Source organism: Thiomonas sp. (assembly GCF_034007205.1).
Lineage (GTDB): Bacteria > Pseudomonadota > Gammaproteobacteria > Burkholderiales > Burkholderiaceae_C > Thiomonas.
In genome coordinates this window covers 154,576-172,555 of record NZ_JAVERI010000002.1, presented here as the reverse complement: position 1 = coordinate 172,555, position 17,980 = coordinate 154,576, and the positions used below count along the sequence as shown (strand labels likewise).

Below are 17,980 nucleotides of genomic sequence, written 5' to 3'. Positions count from 1 at the left end.
CGTGGGGAGGTTCGGAGGTGCATTGTTTGCATAGCGCAGCACCGTCTTCTCCTCCCCCGCTTGCCGGGGGAGGTTGGGAGGGGGAGAGAGGCGTCTGATTCATCATGCCTCTCCCCACCCCAACCCTCCCCACCCGTGGGGAGGGAGAACCCATCAGCGCTTCCTTAGGTCCTTTCCACTGATGCCAGGCCGGGCGCCAGGGGAAAAGACCGCCCGGTCTGGGCGGTCGAATGCAGCGCGATCAGCTCTGCTTGGTGAACAGCGAGACGTTGAATTGCGGCGTCAGGCTGTTTGCCGGCGGCTTGCTCAGCACCGTGCCCTGCGCCGGATCGATGAACACCTTGGGCGCGCTGCCCTGCGATTTGCTGAAATCGAACAGGCCCATGATGGAACCGGCGCCGGCATCGAACGAGCCGCCGCCCAGACGTTCGCCGCCCAGCCAGTTGTCCTCGATGAACTTCACGACGGATGCCTGGCTGATCGGTGTGTTGCTGACATAGTTGCTCCTGGCCCAGGGCGAGATCACCAGGAAGGGAATCCGCGTGCCGGGGCCGCAGCGGCCGTTGACCGGCTTGCCGTTCACGCCATTGAGCGGCGTGCCCTTGCCGCACACCCCCGCGCCATCGAGCTGGTCGGCCTGGGGATCGAACGAGGGATTGGTGGTGGTGGCGAAGGCGTGGTCATACCAGCCGTCGGAATCGTCCCAGGTGACGATCACCGCGGTGCTGCTCCACTGCGGCTGCTGTTCGAGGAAGTTGACCACCTGCGCGACAAAGGCCTGCTCGTCCAGCGGGTCGGAATAGCCCGCGTGGCCGTCCTCGAACGCCGGCGCCTTCAGGTACGCCACCGCCGGCATGTCGCCGGCCTTGACCGCGGCAAAGAAGTCCTGCAGACCGTACTCGTGGTTGGCCGGATCGGGGGTCTTGCCGTCGGTCTCCAGGGTGTGGCCGATGGCCAGGGTCGAACTCGGGCGGGCGTGGGTCGGGTTGGCGGTGCTCTTGTAATACTGGAACCAGTTGTGGTGCTGGATGTAGTCGCCCACATTGGCGCCGACCACGGGCGAGTAGGTGCTGCGCTTGCAGCCGGTGGTGCCGTTGGGGTTGGTCACGCCGAGGTTGAACCCGCCCATGAAGCCGCCCCAGGAGATGTTCTTGCCGTTGAGCAGGTCGCCGATGTTCTTGCCCGTCATGGCCACCTGGTTCTTTGGGTTGGAGCAGACGTCATAGGCCGGATCGACGTCGTTGATCAGGCCAAAGCCGCCCTGCCCGTCGCTGATGTAGTAGGAATACTTGCTCAGGGTGAAGGGCTGATCCGTCGTGGCCACAAGTTTCACGCCATTGGTCTGGCCGCTCACCACTTCCAGCGCGCCCGGGGTCGAAGGGCCGTAGGTATCGGTGTAGGCGTCGTCGCTCAGGGCGAAGTTCTGCGCATAGTTCCACATCGCGCCGACGGTGTTGCCGTCGAAATAGCCCATGACCTGACCCTTGGTGCCGAAGGCGCCCACACCGCCGGGCGTGGCCGCGCCGGTGTATTTCGGGAACAGATCAGCCTTGCCGCCGTCGTACGCCTGCTGCTCTGCCGTGTAGGCATGGTTCTGGTCGGCGGTCGCGGCCTGGGAACGATCGAGGCGGAACGGCTCGGCAGCGTCCGTGCCGTTGGCGGTGTTGGTGAAGTTGGGATTCTTGGTCATCAGATTGGCGGTGACCAGGTTGTTGACCGAAGGCGTACCCGCCTTGGCGGTGAACGCCGGTTCGCCCGCCGGGTTGGCGGCCTTGGGATAGGTGGCGAAGTAGTGGTCGAACGACACGTTTTCCTGATACAGCACGACGACGTGCTTGATCGGGGTGGCGGTGGCCAGCGCACGAGCCGCGGTGTAATTGGTGCCGGGCACGGTGGCGACGGCATCCGACCCGCCGCCGCAGGCAACCAGAGTAACGCCGGCCACGGCAAGCGCCGAGGCCAGTAGGGTTTTGCGCAACATGGTGAAACTCCCTGAAGGATGTGAACGAAGGAACTGCGCGAGGAGGGCAATGTCATCCGCGCCTCACGCAATGCCCGCCATTCTTGGGAGGGCAAATGTCGTTTCCGTGACCAGGTTGCGCCGGGCAACAACTGGTTTCAAACCATACGAATGGATAACGGTTTGTCGCATTCGGACAGCCTGCTGACGCCCGCTGCCGACACAGCCAGAGCGCAAGGAAAATTCAGCGCGCGAGGTTTTTCAGCGCCTGGCGGATGCCGTCATCCACGCTGCACCCTGCAGGCAGCGCCTTGACCGCGGCGGCGGCTTCGCGCTCGGAATAGCCCAGCGCGATGAGGGCCTGCAGGATGTCGGAAGCGCTGCCCCCGGCGGCCGTTGCGGCCCCACCCAGATCGGCGCCGAGCTTGCCCTTGAGTTCGAGCAGCAGACGCTCGGCGGTCTTCTTGCCGATGCCCGGCACGCGGATGAAGCGCGCGACGTCCTGCTGCGTCACGGCCTGGGCGATCTCGTTCACGCTCAGGCCGGAGAGCACGGCCAATGCGATGCGCGGGCCGATGCCGCTGATCTTGAGCAGCTCGCGAAACGTGCCGCGCTCGCCCGCGGTGGCGAAACCGTAGAGCAGGTGCGCGTCTTCGCGGATGACGGTGTGGATGAGCAGGGTGACGCTCTGCCCCACGGCGGGCAGGTCGTACAGGGTGCTCATCGGCACATCGACCTCGTAGCCCACCCCGCCCACGTCGAGCAGGATTTGCGGGGGGGATTTGTCGAGCAGGATGCCGTGCAGTCTTCCGATCATGCGCAAACTTTAGCAGCGCGGGGAAGGCCTGCCGCTAACATTCGCGGATTGTTCTGCAGCGACCCCTCATGACCCGACCCTCCTCCTACAGCAAACAAGACCTCATCACCTGCGGCGAGGGCCGACTGTTCGGCCCGGGCAATGCGCAGCTCCCCTTGCGCGAAATGCTGATGATGGACCGCATCTCCCATATCGCAGCCGAAGGTGGAACCTACGGCAAGGGCGTGATCGAAGCCGAACTCGACATCCACCCCGACCTGTGGTTTTTCGGCGTGCACTTCCAGGGCGACCCGGTGATGCCCGGCTGCCTGGGGCTGGATGCCATGTGGCAGCTCGTGGGCTTTTACCTCGGCTGGATGGGCGGCCTGGGCCGCGGTCGCGCGCTGGGCGTCGGTGAGGTGAAATTCACCGGCCAGGTGCTGCCCACGGCGAAGCTGGTGCAATACCGCATCGACCTCAAACGGGTGATCAACAGCCGTCTGGTGATGGGCATCGGCGATGGCATCATGCGGGTCGATGGCCGGGAAATCTACACCGCCAAGGATCTGCGCGTCGGGCTGTTCACGTCCACCGAAGGGTTCTGAACAACGGATCAGGGCCCCGCACCTGATCGGGGCAGACCCTATAGGCGGCGGCACCGGAACAACGATACAGTCCAAATGTATCCAATTGTTATTGAGGCCGTTTTATGCGCCCGTCCCCCTTTCCCGATCTTCAACGCCGCCGCCTGTTGGGCTGGGGCCTCGGTGTGGCCGGGCTGGCAGCCGCTGGCGCCGCCGCGCCGCACCTGGCCGCCTTCGCCGCCGACGCGGTGGACTTCATTCGCGGCCCCAAGGTGCCCGATGTGCCGTTCACCCAGGTGTCCGATCACGTCTATGTGATCTACGCCGCCGATGGCTTTCCCACCGAAAGCAATCAGGGCATGATGAGCAATATCACCGCGGTGAAAACCGCCAAGGGCGTGGTCATCCTCGACTCCGGCGCGTCGGTGCAGATCGGCGAAATGGTCATCCGCCAGTTGCCCCAGGTGAGCGACAAGCCGGTGATCGCGGTGTTCAACTCGCACTATCACGGCGATCACTGGCTGGGCAACGACGCCTTCGTCGCCGCGTTCGGCGACGAACTCCCGATCTACGCCATGGCGCACACCCGCGAGATGATCCGCGGCTACACCGGCACCGAATGGCAGCAGGCCATGCTCAAGTGGACCAACCAGTCCACTGCAGGCACGCGCGTCATCGCCCCCAACCGCGACGTGAAGCACGGCGACCTGTTCGACTTCGGCGACGTCACCCTGCGCGCGCACCATTACGGCACCGCGCACACGCCTTCAGACGTTTGCATCGAAGTGGTGCAGGACAGAATCACCCATGTGGGCGATGTGCTGATGGACCGTCGCATCGCCAATATGGACGACGGCTCCTACCCCGGCTCGCTGCACTATATGGACAAGCTGGAGCAGAACATCCCGGCAAGCAACTGGCTGCCCGGCCACGGCCATGCGGGACGTGAAGTGATGGCCTGGCAGCGCGAACTGTTCACCGCGATCTGGGAACACGCGCAGAAGGCCGCGCAGGACATGGCCGGCCCCGACGCCGCGATCGCCGCGGCCAAGGCCGATCCGCGCGTGGCGTCCAAGGCCAAGGAGACCGCGGGTTGGGACAACAACATCGGCAAGTACATCAGCCTCGCCTATCTGGAGGCGGAGCAGAAGGTGTAGCCAGCCTGAGAACACCCCCAGACCTGCCGCGTTCGCGTCATCCCCCCGAAGGGGATGAGAAAACCTGGGGCGGCCCTGCGTTTCCTTGAGAGCCAGGCCAGATCTGCGCGAATCTGCCGTCAAGCGGCTGAGGCTGTCCACGCCGAAGCGAGCAGCCTGATCGCGAGGTAGGCCATCAGCATCGCGATGGCGACATCAAGCCAACGCCAGGCCGGCGCCGACTTGAACAGCCATGCCATGCGCCGGCTGCCCCAGGCGAGGGCGACGAACCACAGTAGCGACGCCAGCATGGTTCCCGCCGCGAACGGAACCTGCTGCGCCGCCGGTTTGCCCGCTCCGATCGACCCGATGAGTACCACCGTGTCCAGCCAAGCGTATGGATTGGCAAATCCCAGCAGGAAGGCCGTTTTCAATACCCCGCGCTGCGATACGGCATTCCCGCTTTCATCCGGTGTGGATGCGTTGCGAAGGCTGGCGCGCAGCCGCTGCCCGCCGAACCAGACCAGGTAGACCGCCCCGGCGATAACCAGCGCGGATTGCGCGCGGGGACTGTGGCCGAGCAGCACGCCGACCCCGGCTATGCCCAGCGCAATCAGCACCGCATCGGCCAGCACGCAGATCACCACGACCCCCCAAACGGCTCCGCCAGCCACGGCCTGCCGGATGACCAAAGTGTCCTTTGGCCCTGGGGCGGCGAACAAACCGATACCCAGCAACAAGCCTTCGCTGAATAGTGCAGCAAGCATGCGGATCACGCCCTCTTTGCCGACATCTGGAAGCCATCGGTGTCTTGAGCGAAGCTATATCGAGCTTTCGTCGCGGAGTCGACACCCCGATACTCCTGCAATATGCGCGAGTCACTCTGCATCATCGTCATCGACATCGAGACGGTGCCGTAGCCAGAGGCAACCAGCGAGACGCAGCAATCCTTGAGATTCTTCATGACAGACTCCAGTTGAGCATGAATAAAAGGCGGCAGACGTCCACCGTCGGAACTTCGGAACCATCGACTCGAACACTTGCGTTCTGTCAGTGATCGGGCACGCAGGGGACATCTGCTTGGGCGCCAGTTTCATGAATGCGGATGAAGTCTGCATGTCGGTGTGTTCTCCGCCGCGTGCAAACCGTCGGTTTTGATGAACAATCCATCGGGCAGGAATCATGAGCAGCTACGCAGATCAACACAACGGACTTCGAGCCATCCTCGCAAGGCGCAGCCGGGAGCTGGGAAAGACTCGCGCCGGCATCGCGCGCGATGCGGAGTTGTCTCGTACCTACCTTTACGCTCTGGCCAATGGCAGCGCGCAAGACCCCTCCGTGCGGACCCTGGTCAAACTCGCCCGCGCCTTGCAGGTGTCGCCCCTGCTGCTGTTTCGCCACTACGCGGATGCCGCGGGAGCGCCGATGTCCGGGGCGCCATTGCTGCCGACGAATCGCGCGGTCGGTCTGCACGACTCGGAAGACGTTGCCGTGTTCAATGCGGACTTGACCATGCCCGACCATGCCCTGGTCCTGCCGGGGGAAGCGTTCCGCAAGGTCTGGGAAGTCCAGAACGTCGGCAACGTGCCGTGGCGCGGGCGGCGGCTGGTGCGCGTCGACGACGACTACGTCCTCGCCCGTCGCACCGCGGACGGCCTGCGCGCCGTGCTCAGCCCGTCGCTCGCCAGCCTGCACCGCGAGATTGCGATCCCCGACGCCCTGCCCGGCCAGCCCGCGCAGATCGGCGTCGACTTCTCGGCGCCGAATGAGAGCTGCACGGTCGCCTCGATCTGGCGCATCGAAGACGCGCAAGGCCGACCCTGCTACGGCCCTGCCTTCCTCTGCCACGTCATCGTGACGGTCATGGCGCGGTGAAGTCGGCAAATGGCCCGAGCCGGTTGACGCTACCGCACCTGCTCCACCGCCAGCGGCACTTTCACACCGTGCTCGAACTCCGACAGGGTGATGCTGGGGTCGGCGAGTTCGCCGGTGGCGGTGAAGTGAATGTCGCTGTCGGTCACGCCGTCGTAGTCGATATGGCGGATGTACGGCAGATAGACCTTGGGGTCGCTCGACCCCGCTTTCATCATCGCGTGCGCCAGCACCATGGCCGCGTCATAGGCGTTGGGCGAGTAGAGCTGGAAGGCGGCCGCGCCGAACTCGGCGTCGTAGCGCGCTTTCCACGCCTTGCCCTTGGGCAGCTCGGACAGCGGCGCGCCGCCCTGCGCGCAGATCGTGCCGTTGACTGCGTCGCCCGCCACCTTGGCCATGATGGGCGCGCAAATGCCGTCGCCCCCCATCAGCCGCGCGGTGATTCCGATCTGGCGCATCTGCCGCACCATCGGCCCGGCCTGGCTGTACATGCCGCCGTAGAAAATCACTTGCGGATGGTCGGCCTTGATGCGTGTGAGAATGGCGGAAAAGTCGCTGGTCTTGTCATCGGTGTATTCGCGGTCGACCACGTCCATTCCGAGCTTTTTCGCCGTGGCGGCGAACACATCGGCCAGCCCCTGGCCGTAGGCGGTGCGGTCGTCGATCACCGCCACCCGCTGCACATGCAGGGTGTCGTGGGCATACTCGGCCAGCCCCGCGCCCAGCGCGTTGTCGTTGGCGATCATGCGGAAAAAGGTCTTATACCCTTGTTCGGCGATCTTGGGCGAGGTGGACGACGGGGTGATTTGCGGAATTCCCGCCCGGGCGTAAATGCGCGCCGCCGGGAAAGTGCAACCCGAAGTCTGATGGCCGATGACGCCGCTCACCCCCTCGTCCACCAGCTTCTGCGCCACCAGCGTGGCCTGCGTGGGCAGACCCTGATCGTCTTCGGCATCCATCGCCCAGCGCACCGCCTTGCCGCCGATCGCGGCATGCTCGGCATTGAGCCGGTTCAGCGCCATCTGCACGCCGTTGACCGCGTCCTGCCCGCTGGCCGCCAAGGGGCCGGACAGCGGCACGGCCACACCGATGAGCACACGCGGCTCGGCCGCATGCGCCGACAGCCCCAGACCGGCGAACAGCGCCAAAGACATTCCCGTCAATCGCCAAGATGAAGTCATGAGGTTCTCCTTGAAAACGATGAATCCGGATCATCGAGCAAGAACCGTGCGCGGCCTGTAAGCAGATGCATCTGCACCTACTGAGAAACACGCCGGGCCGCCCCAAGTGTTTCTCACCCCCTCCGGGGGCCTGACTCGCAGAGGCAGGTCTGGGGGCACTCGGCAACCCGCCTTCAACCGATCAGCCGCCCTCCTCGCACCCGCATGCCGCGCAGTTGCGCGGCGCTGAGCTTGCCGCTTTCCACATCGATCTTGCCTGCGCCTGCCGGTGGAGCCGCCCGCTGCAGCGCCGCCAGACCGCGCTGGGTGTGGGCGTGGCAAATCGCCAGCCCGAGCGCATCTGCGGCGTCGGCACCGGGCTGGCCGGGAAGCGCGAGCAGTCGCGCCACCATGTCCTGGATCTGCGACTTGCTGGCGCGGCCGTAGCCGACGATGGATTTTTTCAGTTGCAGCGCGGTGTACTCGACCACCGGCAGCCCTTGCGCCACCAGCGCGGCGATCGCCGCGCCGCGCGCCTGCCCCAGCAGCAGGGTGGACTGTGGGTTGACGTTGACGAACACGATTTCCACCACGGCCACATCCGCCTGCGCCTCGCGCGCCACCTGGCTTACGCCGTCGAACAGGGTCTTGAGCCGCTCGGGCAGTGCGCCTTTGGGAATGCGGATGGCGCCACTGCCCCGATAGCCCAGGCGCTGTCCGTGGGCATCGATCACGCCATAGCCGGTGGTGTTGAGTCCGGGGTCGATGCCGAGGATGCGCATGGGGTGCGCCGCGGCTCAGTGCCGGAAATGCCGCATGCCGGTGAGCACCATCGCCATGCCGTGCTCGTCGGCGGCTTTGATGACTTCGGCGTCGCGCATCGAGCCGCCGGGCTGGATGACGGCTTTGATGCCGGCCTGCGCGGCATTGTCGATGCCGTCGCGGAAGGGGAAGAAGGCGTCGGATGCCATCACCGAGCCGGGCACGGACAGGCCGGCGTGCTCGGCCTTGATGGCGGCGATGCGCGCGGAGTTGACCCGGCTCATCTGGCCCGCGCCCACGCCGATGGTGGCGTTGTCGTTGGCGTAGACGATGGCGTTGGACTTGACGAACTTGGCCACGCGCCAGGCGAACTGCAGGTCGCGCATTTCTTCCGCGGTCGGCTGGCGCTGACTCACCACCTGGATGTCGCCGGACAGCAGCAGGTCGGCGTCCTGCACCAGCAGCCCGCCGGTCACGCGCTTGTAGTCCAGGCGCTGACCCGGCTGCGCGGGCCAGGCGCCAGTACTCAGCAGACGCACGTTTTTCTTCGCCGCGCAGACGTCGATGGCGGCCTGCGACACGCTGGGCGCGATGATGACTTCGACGAACTGACGCTCGACGATGGTCTGCGCCGTGGCCGCGTCGAGTTCGCGGTTGAACGCGATGATGCCGCCAAAGGCCGATTCGGGATCGGTCTTGTAGGCACGGTCATAGGCGTCCAGAAGACTGGCGCCATACGCCACGCCGCAGGGATTGGCGTGCTTGACGATGACGCAGGCGGGGGCCGCGTCGAACTGCTTGACGCATTCCAGCGCGGCGTCGGCGTCGGCGATGTTGTTGTAGCTCAGCTCCTTGCCCTGCAACTGGCGGGCGGTGGCGATGCTGGCCTCGCGCGCACCCGGCTCGACGTAGAACGCCGCGTTCTGATGCGGGTTCTCGCCGTAGCGCAGGTCCTGCTGCTTGACGAAGGACAGGTTGAGCTGCCGCGGAAACTGCGCCCGCGTGCCGTCCTCCTGCAGCGCGGACAGGTAGTTGGAAATGGCCGCGTCGTACTGCGCAATGCGGTTGAACGCCGCCACCGACAGACGAAAGCGCGTGGCCTCGCTCACCTGGCTAGAGGCGCGCAGCTCGGCAACGACCACGGCGTAGTCGGCGGGATCGGTCAGCACCGCGACGTGGCGGTAGTTCTTCGCGCCGGAGCGCACCATGGCCGGGCCGCCGATGTCGATGTTCTCGATGGCCTCATCGAGCGTGTGCGGCCCCGCCACCGTGGCCTCGAAGGGGTAGAGGTTGACGCAGAGGATGTCGATCGCCGGCAGGTCGTGCGCCTCGGTCTGCGCCACGTGCTCGGGCAAGTCGCGCCGCGCCAGCAGCCCGGCATGCACCTTGGGATGCAGGGTCTTCACCCGGCCGTCGAGCATTTCGGGAAAGCCGGTGTAGTCGGCCACCTCAAGCACCGGCAGCCCGGCGCCCCGCAGCAGTCTGGCGGTGCCGCCGGTGGACAGCAGACGCACGCCCAGCGCGTGCAGGTCGCGGGCGAAGTCGAGCACGCCGGTCTTGTCGGAAACGGAAATCAGGGCTTGCATGGCAGTCTCGGAGGATGGAAATGGACGGGTGGGCTGGGCGGGTCAAAGCAGCTTGTGTTCGGCCAGCTTCTTGCGCAGGGTGTTGCGGTTGATGTCGAGCCAGCGCGCCGCGAGCGTCTGGTTGCCCTCGGCATGCTTCATCACCGTGGCCAGCAGCGGTTTTTCCACCGCAGCCAGCACCATGGCATGTATGCCGTGCGGCTCGGAGCCGCCGAGGTCGTCGAAGTAGGCTTCGAGGCTGTCGACGACACATTGTTCGAGCGTGGTCTTGCGGGGGGCGGCAGGCATGGCGGGACGCGAGTGAGCGGGACTGCAGGCGGAGAGGGTTCAGGCGGCCAGCGGCGCGGTCTGGTTCGAGTCGGGGTCGAGAAAGCCGCGCAGCGCGGCGAGTTGTTCGGCTGCGCTGCCCAGGGTGTTGAACTGCCGACGAAACGCATCGCCACCCGGCAAGGACGCGACATACCAGCCCACATGCTTGCGCGCGGTGCGCACGCCGATGGCTTGGCCGTACAGCGCATAGTGATCGTCGAGGTGGACGAACAGCCAGTCGCACCATTGCGCGGGCGCGGGGTCGGGCAGCACGACGCCGCCCTGCAGAAAGGCAGCGACCTGGCCGAACAGCCAGGGCCGGCCCAGGGCGGCACGGCCGATCATCACCGCGTCGGCGCCGCTTTGCCGCAGCACGGCAGCGGCCTTTTGCGGCGAGTCGATGTCGCCGTTGGCCACCACCGGAATGCCGACACTGCGCTTGACTTCGGCAAGGGTGTCGTATTCCGCTTGGCCGCCATAACCCTGCTCGCGGGTGCGGCCATGCACCACAAGCATGGCGGCTCCCGCGGCTTCGGCGCGGCGGGCGATGCGTGGCGCGTTACGGGCGCTGGCGCACCAGCCCGCGCGCATCTTGAGCGTGACCGGGGCGTCGAACGGGCGGGCGGCCGCCACCGCAGCCTCCACCAGCCGGGCGGCGAGGTCTTCGTCCTGCATCAGCGCGGAACCGGCCCAGCGATTGCACACCTTCTTTGCCGGGCAGCCCATATTGATGTCGATGATGTCGGCGCCGCGCTCCAGGTTGTAGCGCGTGGCCTCGGCGATCTGCCCGGGGTCGGTGCCGACGATCTGCACCGCAATCGGCGCGGCCTCGCCATCGTGATTGGCGCGGCGCGAGGTCTTGAGGGTGTCGCGCAGATCGGCACGCGAAGTCACCATCTCACTCACGCAATAGCCCGCGCCGAGTTGTCGCGCCAGACGACGGTAGGGCCGGTCGGTCACGCCCGCCATCGGCGCGGCGAACACGCGGTTGGGCAGCAGGTGCCGACCCAGGCGCAGGCCGTGCGCAAGCCCGGGAAGGGGCGCGGAGGAAATGGGATCGGCGGGGTTGGACATGCGCGTGGCGAACGGTCAGCGAGCAGAAGGCGGGCCACATCGGCGCTGCCGTTTTTTTGAGCAGCAGATTTTAGGCGATCCGGCGGACCGCCAGCCCGCGGCTCACTTCGGCTGCGCGGGCCGAGCCCCAGCGTCTGGCTCGGGTGCCAGGCCCTGCGCGCGCCGCTCGGAGATCCGGGCCCACACGGCGCGCTTGCCGGCATCATCCAGACACGACCAGTCGCTGATTTCCTGCAGGGTGCGGGCGCAGCCCCGGCAAAGCCCGCTGGCCACGTCCAGCGTGCAGACATCGATGCAGGGGGAGGCGACGGTCATCGCGGAGGCTGGGTCACTGCGCTCGGGGTTGCACCCAGCCAGCGCGGCAGGTCGTCGGGCCGCAGGGCAAAGACCGCGTGCGGATGCCCTGCCGCGGCCCAGATGCGGTCGAAGCGCCACAGGCTGTCGTCCACCAGGGCGATGGGCGGCTGGGTATGGCCCACCGGGCTGACCCCGCCGATGGCAAAGCCGGTGGCCGCGCGGACGAAATCGGCGTCGGCGCGCGAGAGCCGGCCCACCCGCGCGGCCACGGCGTGTTCGTCCACCCGGCGGTCGCCGGCGCAGACCACCAGCACGGCACGCTCGCTGTCCACATGCCGGAACACGATGGACTTGGCGATCTGCCCGAGCGCCACGCCGAGCGCGTCGGCCGCCTGCTGCGCGGTGCGTGCGGCGGCGTCGAGCATGACGGGCCGCTCGGCATGGCCCAGGGCGGCGAGCGCGTCGATCACGCGCTGCACGGAGTCCGAAGGAGAGGAGATCACGGCGACTGGCATGGCTTGAACAGGGTTTTGAAAAGGGTTTGAAGGGCCGTCGTTCACGCCGCGCAAACCGGCTCGCCCCGCTGGTCAGCCCACTTGGCGAGCAGCGCCTTGCCGGCGCGGCTGTGGTTCGGACGGTCGATGGCACGGGTGATGAAGTCGCCCGCCTCGACCACGGCGCGCAGGTTCACCCCCGTGTCCAGCCCCAAGCCGTGCAGCAGGTAGAGCACGTCTTCGGTGGCGACATTGCCGGTGGCACCCTTTGCATACGGGCAGCCGCCCAGACCGGCGACTGAGGAATGAAAACGGGCCACCCCCATCTGCAGCGCCGCGAGTATATTGGCCAGCGCCTGGCCATAGGTGTCGTGGAAGTGACCGGCCAGCCTGTCGATGGGGAAGACTGCGGCGCTGGCCTCGAACACGGCCTGCACCGCGCCCGCGGTGCCCACGCCGATGGTGTCGGCAATGTCGATGCAGTCGCAGCCCAGGTCGGCCATGCGGCGCACCACCTCGGCGACCGCTGCCGGTTCGACCGCGCCCTGGTACGGGCAGCCCAGCGCCACGGAGATGCTGCCGCGCAGCTTCACCCCCGCAGTCTTGGCAGCCTCGGCCACGGGACGAAAGCGCTCGATCGATTCGGCGATGGAGCAGTTGATGTTCTTCTGCGCGAAAGCCTCGCTCGCGGCGCTGAACACCACGACCTCGCCGGCGCCCGCGGCCAGCGCCGCTTCCATGCCTTTCATATTGGGCACCAGGGCCGAGTAAAGGGTGCCCGGACGGCGGCGGATGCCCGCCATCACCTCGCTGCTGCCCGCCATCTGCGGCACCCATTTGGGCGAGACGAAGGCAGCGGCCTCCACGTTCGGAAAGCCTGCCGCCGACAGGCGGTCGATCAGCGCGATCTTCACCGCGGCGGGCACGGGCCTGGCTTCGTTCTGCAGCCCGTCGCGCGGGCCGACCTCGACGACTTCGACGAATTTCGGCAAATTGCCCAAGGCTTTCATTCCAGTGTCTCCAGCTTCAAACCTCAATAACCCAGCCGCATGTCCACCACGCCGCCCGGTTTTTCGCCGCGCTCGATGGCGGCAATCTTGCGCATCACCTGCGCCGCAGACGGCCCCACCAGAGTCTGCGCCGCCACGTGCGGGGTGACGCGCACCCGCGGATGGCGCCACAGCGGATCGTCTCCCGGCAGCGGCTCGGTGGCGAACACGTCGAGCAGGGCGCTGGACAGATGCCCGCCGTGCAGCAGATCGAGCAGGTCGGCCTGATCGATGACCGCGCCGCGGCTGGCGTTGATGACATGCGCGCCCTGCGGCAGGCGGCTCAGTGCAGCGTAGTCGAGCAGGCCGCGGGTGTCTGCGGTCAACGGCAACAACACCACCAGCACCCGGGTCTGCGCCAGAAATTCATCGAGGCGATCCAAGGCATGGATTGGGCAGCCCAGCTCGGCGGCAAAACGCGACTGTCCGCTGCGGCTGCAGGCCAGAATGGGAAAGTCCATCGCCGCCACGCGCCGCGCCGCCGCTGCGCCCATCTGCCCCAGACCGAGAAAACCCACGGTGAAACTGGCGCGTGGCGGCAGGGGCAGCGGCTCCCAACGGGCTTGGGCCTGCTGCGCGGCGTAGTCCATCATGCGGCGATAGGCGTGCAACACGCCTTCGGCCACATAGTCGCCCATCTGCCGCCCCATGCCCGCGTCTTCGAGCCGGATGAGCGGCACGCCGGGATGCAGCCGGTGCAGCACCGGAGCGATGGCGTCCACCCCCGCACCCAGATTGAACACGGCGCGCAGCCCCATCTGCCCTTGCAGCCAGTCGGTCGGCGGCTTCCACACCAGGGCGAACTCGGCCTGGGTTTCGGGCTGACGGCAGGCATCGATGACCTCGACGGCCAGGCCGGTTTCCTGGGCATGCTGCATCAGCGCCTCGCGCCAGCGGCGAAACGGCTCGTCCGGGTCCCACACCGCCAACCTCATGCCGACACGCCCTCGGTTTTCAACGCTTCGATGCGCAGCAGCTCTGCGCCTTCGCTCACCTGATCGCCCACCGCGCAGAGCACCTCGCTCACCTGCCCGGCCGACGGGGCGCTGAGGGTGTGTTCCATCTTCATGGCTTCGAGCACCAGCAGCGGGGCGCCGGCCTGCACCGTGTCGCCCGGCTGCACATGCAGGGCGATGATCTTTCCGGGCATCGGCGCGGTCAGGCGGCCGCCCGCCTGTCCCGCGTCGGCGGCGCCCAGATCGGCACCCAATCGTTGCAGCATGGCCTGCTCGCCGCCTGAGAACACCTGAAAGGATGTCTCGCCCAGCCGCACGACATTCACTTGCGCGCGCTGCCCGCCCAAGGTGATGACCAGGGCGAATTCCGTCGTGGCAGCGTTCACCCGCGCGCAGTGCGCAGAACAGGCGAAGCGCTGCGGCTGCTCCAGCCCCGGCGTCTGGATGCGCAAGGGCCGACCTGCTGCCGCCGGATGCAGCGTGCAGTCCAGCGTCCCCCACGGACTGTCGAAGCGAAACGCGCGCGGCGGCATCGCGCCGTTGGTAAACCCGTCGCAGGCCGACCAGGGATCGGCGGTCTGCTGCGCGCGTTCGTCTTCGAGCAAGGCGCCGATCACGGCGGCGCAGGCCAGCGACTGTGGCATGGACGGCGGCGCCAGCAGCGCCTGCTGCTCGCGGGCGATCAATCCGGTGTCGAGCGCGGCCTGGGCAAACGCGGCAACCCCCAGCAGGCGGTGGAGAAACTGCGCATTGGTCTGCAAACCGGCGATGCGGGTCGCGGCCAGCGCCTGGCGCAGCCGCCTGCGCGCCTGCTCGCGCGTCTCGCCCCAGGCCACGAACTTGGCGATCATGGGGTCGTAGAACGGGGTGATGGTGTCGCCCTCGCGCACCCCGCCATCGACTCGAATCCCATCTGCGTCTACCGGGCCGAAAGCGGCGTGCGGCGGCAGCGCCAGCCGTCGCAACTGACCGGTGACAGGCAGAAACCCGGCCTCGGGATGTTCGGCGTAGAGCCGCGCCTCGATGGCATGGCCGCTGCAGCGCACCTCGGCCTGGGTGATGGGCAGCGGTTCGCCCGCGGCCACGCGCAATTGCCACGCCACCAGGTCCAGCCCGGTGATCAGCTCGGTGACCGGATGCTCGACCTGCAGGCGCGTATTCATCTCCATGAAATAGAACGTCTGCGGCGTCCCGGCTTCGCTGCATTCGACGATGAATTCCACCGTGCCTGCGCCGACATAGCCCACCGCGCGGGCGGCGGCCACGGCGGCCTCGCCCATCTCGCGGCGCAGGGCCTCGGGCAGACCGGGGGCCGGGGCTTCCTCGATGACTTTCTGATGGCGGCGCTGCATCGAACAATCACGCTCGAACAGCCACAGCACATGCCCGTGCCGGTCGGCAAACACCTGGATCTCGATATGCCGCGGGTTGCGCACCAGGCGCTCGATGAGCACCGCATCGTTGCCGAAGCTGCTCTGCGCCTCGCGGCGGCACGAGGCCAGCGCCGCAGCGAAATCTTCGGCGCGCCGCACCTCGCGCATGCCCTTGCCGCCGCCGCCCGCGCTCGCCTTGATGAGCACGGGAAAACCGATGCGCTCGGCTTCGGCCTGGAGCAGCGCCGCGCTTTGGTCCGCGCCGTGATAGCCGGGCACCAGCGGTACGCCTGCCGCCTGCATCAGCCGCTTGGACTCGGCCTTCAGCCCCATCGCCTGCATGGCCTCGGGCGGCGGGCCGATGAACACCACCCCGGCCTCGGCGCACTGCCGGGCGAAGCCTGCGTTCTCGCTGAGAAAGCCATAGCCGGGATGGATGGCCTGCGCGCCGGTGTCGCGCGCCGCCCGCAGGATGCGCTCGCCGCGCAGATAGCTCTGCGCCGCCTCGGCCGGGCCGATGCCCACCGCCTCGTCGCACGCCGCCACATGCGCGGCCTGCGCATCGGCCTCGGAATACACCGCGACGGTGCCGATGCCCAGCCTGCGGCAGGTGGCGGCCACGCGGCAGGCGATCTCGCCGCGATTGGCGATCAGGATTTTCGAGAACATCTCAGCACTCCCAGGTCTGTGCGGCGGCGAGATCGCCCGCTACGGCGCTGCGCGCCTGCAGTCGATTTGGCTGCGCCGCTGCGTCCCGGCGCTGCCGGGACTGGTCGCCGCGATTGGTGATCAGGATTTTCGAGAACATCTCCAGTCTCCGTTTGGTGGCTTGCATCAATCTGGTTTGTCCCGGTACGGCACATCGGTCGCGCCGTGTGGGGGTTGCTTTGCGACAGGTTCAGGTCTGCCGCTGAACATCCGCACCATGCGGCCCAGCAGACCGCGGACGAAGTGAAAGCTCTTGCGCGCCAGCCACACCATGACGATCAGCACCCCCACCAGGGCGATGAAAAACAGCACCGGGTGCACCCAGGCCAGCCACAGCCCGCCGAGCACCAGCGCGTCTTCGCCCAGCGAAGCGCCGACGTTGGAAAACGGCTCGGGCGAGGTGTTGATCGCCGCGCGGGTGGAGAGCTTGGTGCCGTGGCTCACCGCGGCCAGACCGCCGCCCGCCGCAGCCGCCAATGCGGCGACAAAGGTGTGATCCAGCCCGAACACGCTGGCGGCCAGCACCGCCCCGGCCGGGATGCGCAGCAGGGTGGAAATGAAGTCGAGCAGGCTGTCCACGCCCGGAATCTTGTCGCCGACGAATTCGAGAAAGGCCAGAAACCCGGTGATGCCCACCGCCACCGGGCTGGCCAGCGGCTGCAGCCCGGCAGGCAGTTGCACCCAACCCGCCATGCCCGCAACCCCGACGGCGAACATGACCAGAAAGGCGCGCAGGCCGCTGGCCCAGCCCAGCACGGCGGCAAGGGCCAGGAGTTGCAGGGTGTCGAGCGTGGGGGCGGTCATGTTCCTGCTTCGGGTTGCAGCGCGGTCACCTTGTGCCCCGAAGCCGCATTCGGCATGGGCGAGGCGCCCTCCGCGGCATGCAGGCCGAGGCGGGCGAACAGCGCGCGGTCGGCATCGACCTCGGCGTTGCCGGTGACCAGCAGGGTGTCGCCGTAGAAGATGGAATTGGCGCCCGCGAGAAAGCACAGCGCCTGGATGCCGTCGCCGAGTTCGCGCCGTCCGGCCGACAGCCGCACCCGGGCGCGTGGCATGACGATGCGCGCCGCGGCCACGGTGCGCACGAACTCGAAGGGGTCGAGGTCGGGGGCGTGTTCAAGCGGTGTGCCCGCCACCCGCACCAGCGCGTTGATCGGCACCGATTCGGGATGGGGATCGAGCGCGGCGAGCTGGGCCAGCAGGCCCGCGCGATCGCGTCGCGTCTCGCCCATGCCGACAATGCCGCCGCAGCACACCGCCATGCCGGCCTCGCGCACGGCCTGCAGTGTGTCCAGGCGCTCCCGATAGGTGCGGGTGGTGATGATCTGGCCGTAGAACTCGGGAGAGGTGTCGAGGTTGTGGTTGTAGTAGTCCAGCCCGGCGTCGGCCAGGCGCCGTGCCTGCTCGGGCCGCAGCATGCCCAGGGTCATACAGGTTTCCAGCCCGAGCGCCTTGACGCCTTCGACCATCGCGGCCACGGCGTCGAGGTCGCGGTCTTTCGGTTCGCGCCAGGCCGCACCCATGCAAAAGCGCGCGGCGCCCGCCTCTTTCGCCGCGCGGGCGTTGGCCAGCACGAGGTCGAGGTCCATCAGCCTGCCCGCCTTCAGCCCGACCTCGTGATGCGCCGATTGCGGACAGTAGCCGCAATCTTCGGCGCAGCCGCCGGTCTTGATCGACAGCAGCGAGGAAAGCTGGATGTCGGTGGCATCGAAATGCGCACGGTGCACCTGCTGTGCCTGCCAGAGCAGTTCGGGCAGGGGCAGATCGAGCAGGGTTTCGATGCGCTCGGGCGTGCAGTCGCTGGGGTTTTTCTGGGTCATGGCGGTGTGCGGGTGGAAAAGGAGGGAGTGAAATTCAAACTTGC

Annotated in this window: 20 protein-coding genes; 3 read left to right on the top strand and 17 right to left on the bottom strand. The window is 67.3% G+C overall.

The window, feature by feature from the left end; all coding sequences use genetic code 11:
* Positions 1-241 precede the first annotated feature (241 nt).
* Positions 242-1,981, bottom strand: a complete 1,740-nt coding sequence (locus RBR52_RS02480; protein ID WP_320375587.1) for an alkaline phosphatase family protein — start codon at positions 1,979-1,981, stop codon at positions 242-244.
* A gap of 223 nt (positions 1,982-2,204) precedes the next feature.
* A complete protein-coding gene (ruvA, locus tag RBR52_RS02475; protein WP_320375586.1) occupies positions 2,205-2,777 on the bottom strand; it encodes a Holliday junction branch migration protein RuvA in 573 nt (190 codons plus the stop codon).
* A 68-nt stretch (positions 2,778-2,845) separates the two neighbouring features.
* On the opposite strand from ruvA, the gene fabA reads away from it, so the two are divergent.
* Together fabA and RBR52_RS02465 are read left to right on the top strand one after the other, a co-directional pair.
* Complete coding sequence (gene fabA, locus RBR52_RS02470; RefSeq protein WP_320375585.1) at positions 2,846-3,361, top strand: 3-hydroxyacyl-[acyl-carrier-protein] dehydratase FabA; 516 nt, start codon at positions 2,846-2,848, stop codon at positions 3,359-3,361.
* Positions 3,362-3,465: 104 nt separating this feature from the next.
* Positions 3,466-4,497 carry an MBL fold metallo-hydrolase gene (locus tag RBR52_RS02465; protein ID WP_320375584.1) on the top strand — a complete coding sequence of 344 codons (1,032 nt, stop codon included), beginning with the start codon at positions 3,466-3,468 and terminating at the stop codon, positions 4,495-4,497.
* 119 nt (positions 4,498-4,616) lie between these two features.
* Here the strand turns inward: RBR52_RS02465 and RBR52_RS02460 are convergent, their stop codons facing one another.
* Together RBR52_RS02460 and RBR52_RS02455 are read right to left on the bottom strand one after the other, a co-directional pair.
* Positions 4,617-5,243, bottom strand: coding sequence for a LysE/ArgO family amino acid transporter (locus RBR52_RS02460; protein ID WP_320375708.1), 627 nt, complete (start codon positions 5,241-5,243; stop codon positions 4,617-4,619).
* Between the two features lie 5 nt (positions 5,244-5,248).
* On the bottom strand, positions 5,249-5,440 hold the full coding sequence (locus RBR52_RS02455) for a hypothetical protein (protein ID WP_320375583.1): 192 nt from the start codon (positions 5,438-5,440) through the stop codon (positions 5,249-5,251).
* Between the two features lie 218 nt (positions 5,441-5,658).
* Between RBR52_RS02455 and RBR52_RS02450 the strand changes: the two genes are divergently transcribed.
* Positions 5,659-6,351 (top strand): NBR1-Ig-like domain-containing protein, encoded by a 693-nt coding sequence (locus tag RBR52_RS02450; protein ID WP_320375582.1) that lies wholly within the window; start codon positions 5,659-5,661, stop codon positions 6,349-6,351.
* Between the two features lie 29 nt (positions 6,352-6,380).
* Here RBR52_RS02450 and RBR52_RS02445 read toward each other — a convergent pair whose 3' ends face one another.
* From RBR52_RS02445 to bioB, 13 genes are all read right to left on the bottom strand, one after another.
* The gene (locus RBR52_RS02445; RefSeq protein WP_320375581.1) at positions 6,381-7,529 is read right to left on the bottom strand and encodes a branched-chain amino acid ABC transporter substrate-binding protein; all 1,149 of its coding nucleotides are present in this window, start codon (positions 7,527-7,529) and stop codon (positions 6,381-6,383) included.
* A gap of 173 nt (positions 7,530-7,702) precedes the next feature.
* Positions 7,703-8,290 (bottom strand): crossover junction endodeoxyribonuclease RuvC, encoded by a 588-nt coding sequence (gene ruvC / locus RBR52_RS02440; protein ID WP_320375580.1) that lies wholly within the window; start codon positions 8,288-8,290, stop codon positions 7,703-7,705.
* A gap of 15 nt (positions 8,291-8,305) precedes the next feature.
* Positions 8,306-9,856, bottom strand: a complete 1,551-nt coding sequence (gene purH, locus RBR52_RS02435; RefSeq protein ID WP_320375579.1) for a bifunctional phosphoribosylaminoimidazolecarboxamide formyltransferase/IMP cyclohydrolase — start codon at positions 9,854-9,856, stop codon at positions 8,306-8,308.
* A 42-nt stretch (positions 9,857-9,898) separates the two neighbouring features.
* Complete coding sequence (locus tag RBR52_RS02430; RefSeq protein WP_320375578.1) at positions 9,899-10,144, bottom strand: helix-turn-helix domain-containing protein; 246 nt, start codon at positions 10,142-10,144, stop codon at positions 9,899-9,901.
* 39 nt (positions 10,145-10,183) lie between these two features.
* Positions 10,184-11,239 (bottom strand): tRNA dihydrouridine synthase DusB, encoded by a 1,056-nt coding sequence (dusB, locus tag RBR52_RS02425; RefSeq protein WP_320375577.1) that lies wholly within the window; start codon positions 11,237-11,239, stop codon positions 10,184-10,186.
* Between the two features lie 102 nt (positions 11,240-11,341).
* Positions 11,342-11,554 (bottom strand): DUF1289 domain-containing protein, encoded by a 213-nt coding sequence (locus RBR52_RS02420; RefSeq protein ID WP_320375575.1) that lies wholly within the window; start codon positions 11,552-11,554, stop codon positions 11,342-11,344.
* On the bottom strand, positions 11,551-12,051 hold the full coding sequence (locus RBR52_RS02415; protein ID WP_320375574.1) for a YbaK/EbsC family protein: 501 nt from the start codon (positions 12,049-12,051) through the stop codon (positions 11,551-11,553). The genes RBR52_RS02420 and RBR52_RS02415 overlap by 4 nt, the downstream gene beginning before the upstream one ends.
* A gap of 41 nt (positions 12,052-12,092) precedes the next feature.
* Positions 12,093-13,040 carry a hydroxymethylglutaryl-CoA lyase gene (locus RBR52_RS02410; RefSeq protein WP_320375573.1) on the bottom strand — a complete coding sequence of 316 codons (948 nt, stop codon included), beginning with the start codon at positions 13,038-13,040 and terminating at the stop codon, positions 12,093-12,095.
* 23 nt (positions 13,041-13,063) lie between these two features.
* Positions 13,064-14,014: an NAD(P)-dependent oxidoreductase gene (locus tag RBR52_RS02405; RefSeq protein WP_320375572.1), complete on the bottom strand. Its 951-nt coding sequence runs from the start codon at positions 14,012-14,014 to the stop codon at positions 13,064-13,066.
* The gene (locus tag RBR52_RS02400) at positions 14,011-16,077 is read right to left on the bottom strand and encodes an acetyl/propionyl/methylcrotonyl-CoA carboxylase subunit alpha (protein ID WP_320375571.1); all 2,067 of its coding nucleotides are present in this window, start codon (positions 16,075-16,077) and stop codon (positions 14,011-14,013) included. Before RBR52_RS02400 ends, RBR52_RS02405 begins: the two co-directional genes overlap by 4 nt.
* A gap of 1 nt (position 16,078) precedes the next feature.
* A complete protein-coding gene (locus RBR52_RS02395) occupies positions 16,079-16,216 on the bottom strand; it encodes a hypothetical protein (RefSeq protein ID WP_320375570.1) in 138 nt (45 codons plus the stop codon).
* A 26-nt stretch (positions 16,217-16,242) separates the two neighbouring features.
* Complete coding sequence (locus RBR52_RS02390; protein ID WP_320375569.1) at positions 16,243-16,920, bottom strand: DUF4126 domain-containing protein; 678 nt, start codon at positions 16,918-16,920, stop codon at positions 16,243-16,245.
* Positions 16,917-17,936, bottom strand: coding sequence for a biotin synthase BioB (bioB, locus tag RBR52_RS02385; RefSeq protein ID WP_320375568.1), 1,020 nt, complete (start codon positions 17,934-17,936; stop codon positions 16,917-16,919). The genes RBR52_RS02390 and bioB overlap by 4 nt, the downstream gene beginning before the upstream one ends.
* Between the last annotated feature and the right edge of the window lie 44 nt (positions 17,937-17,980).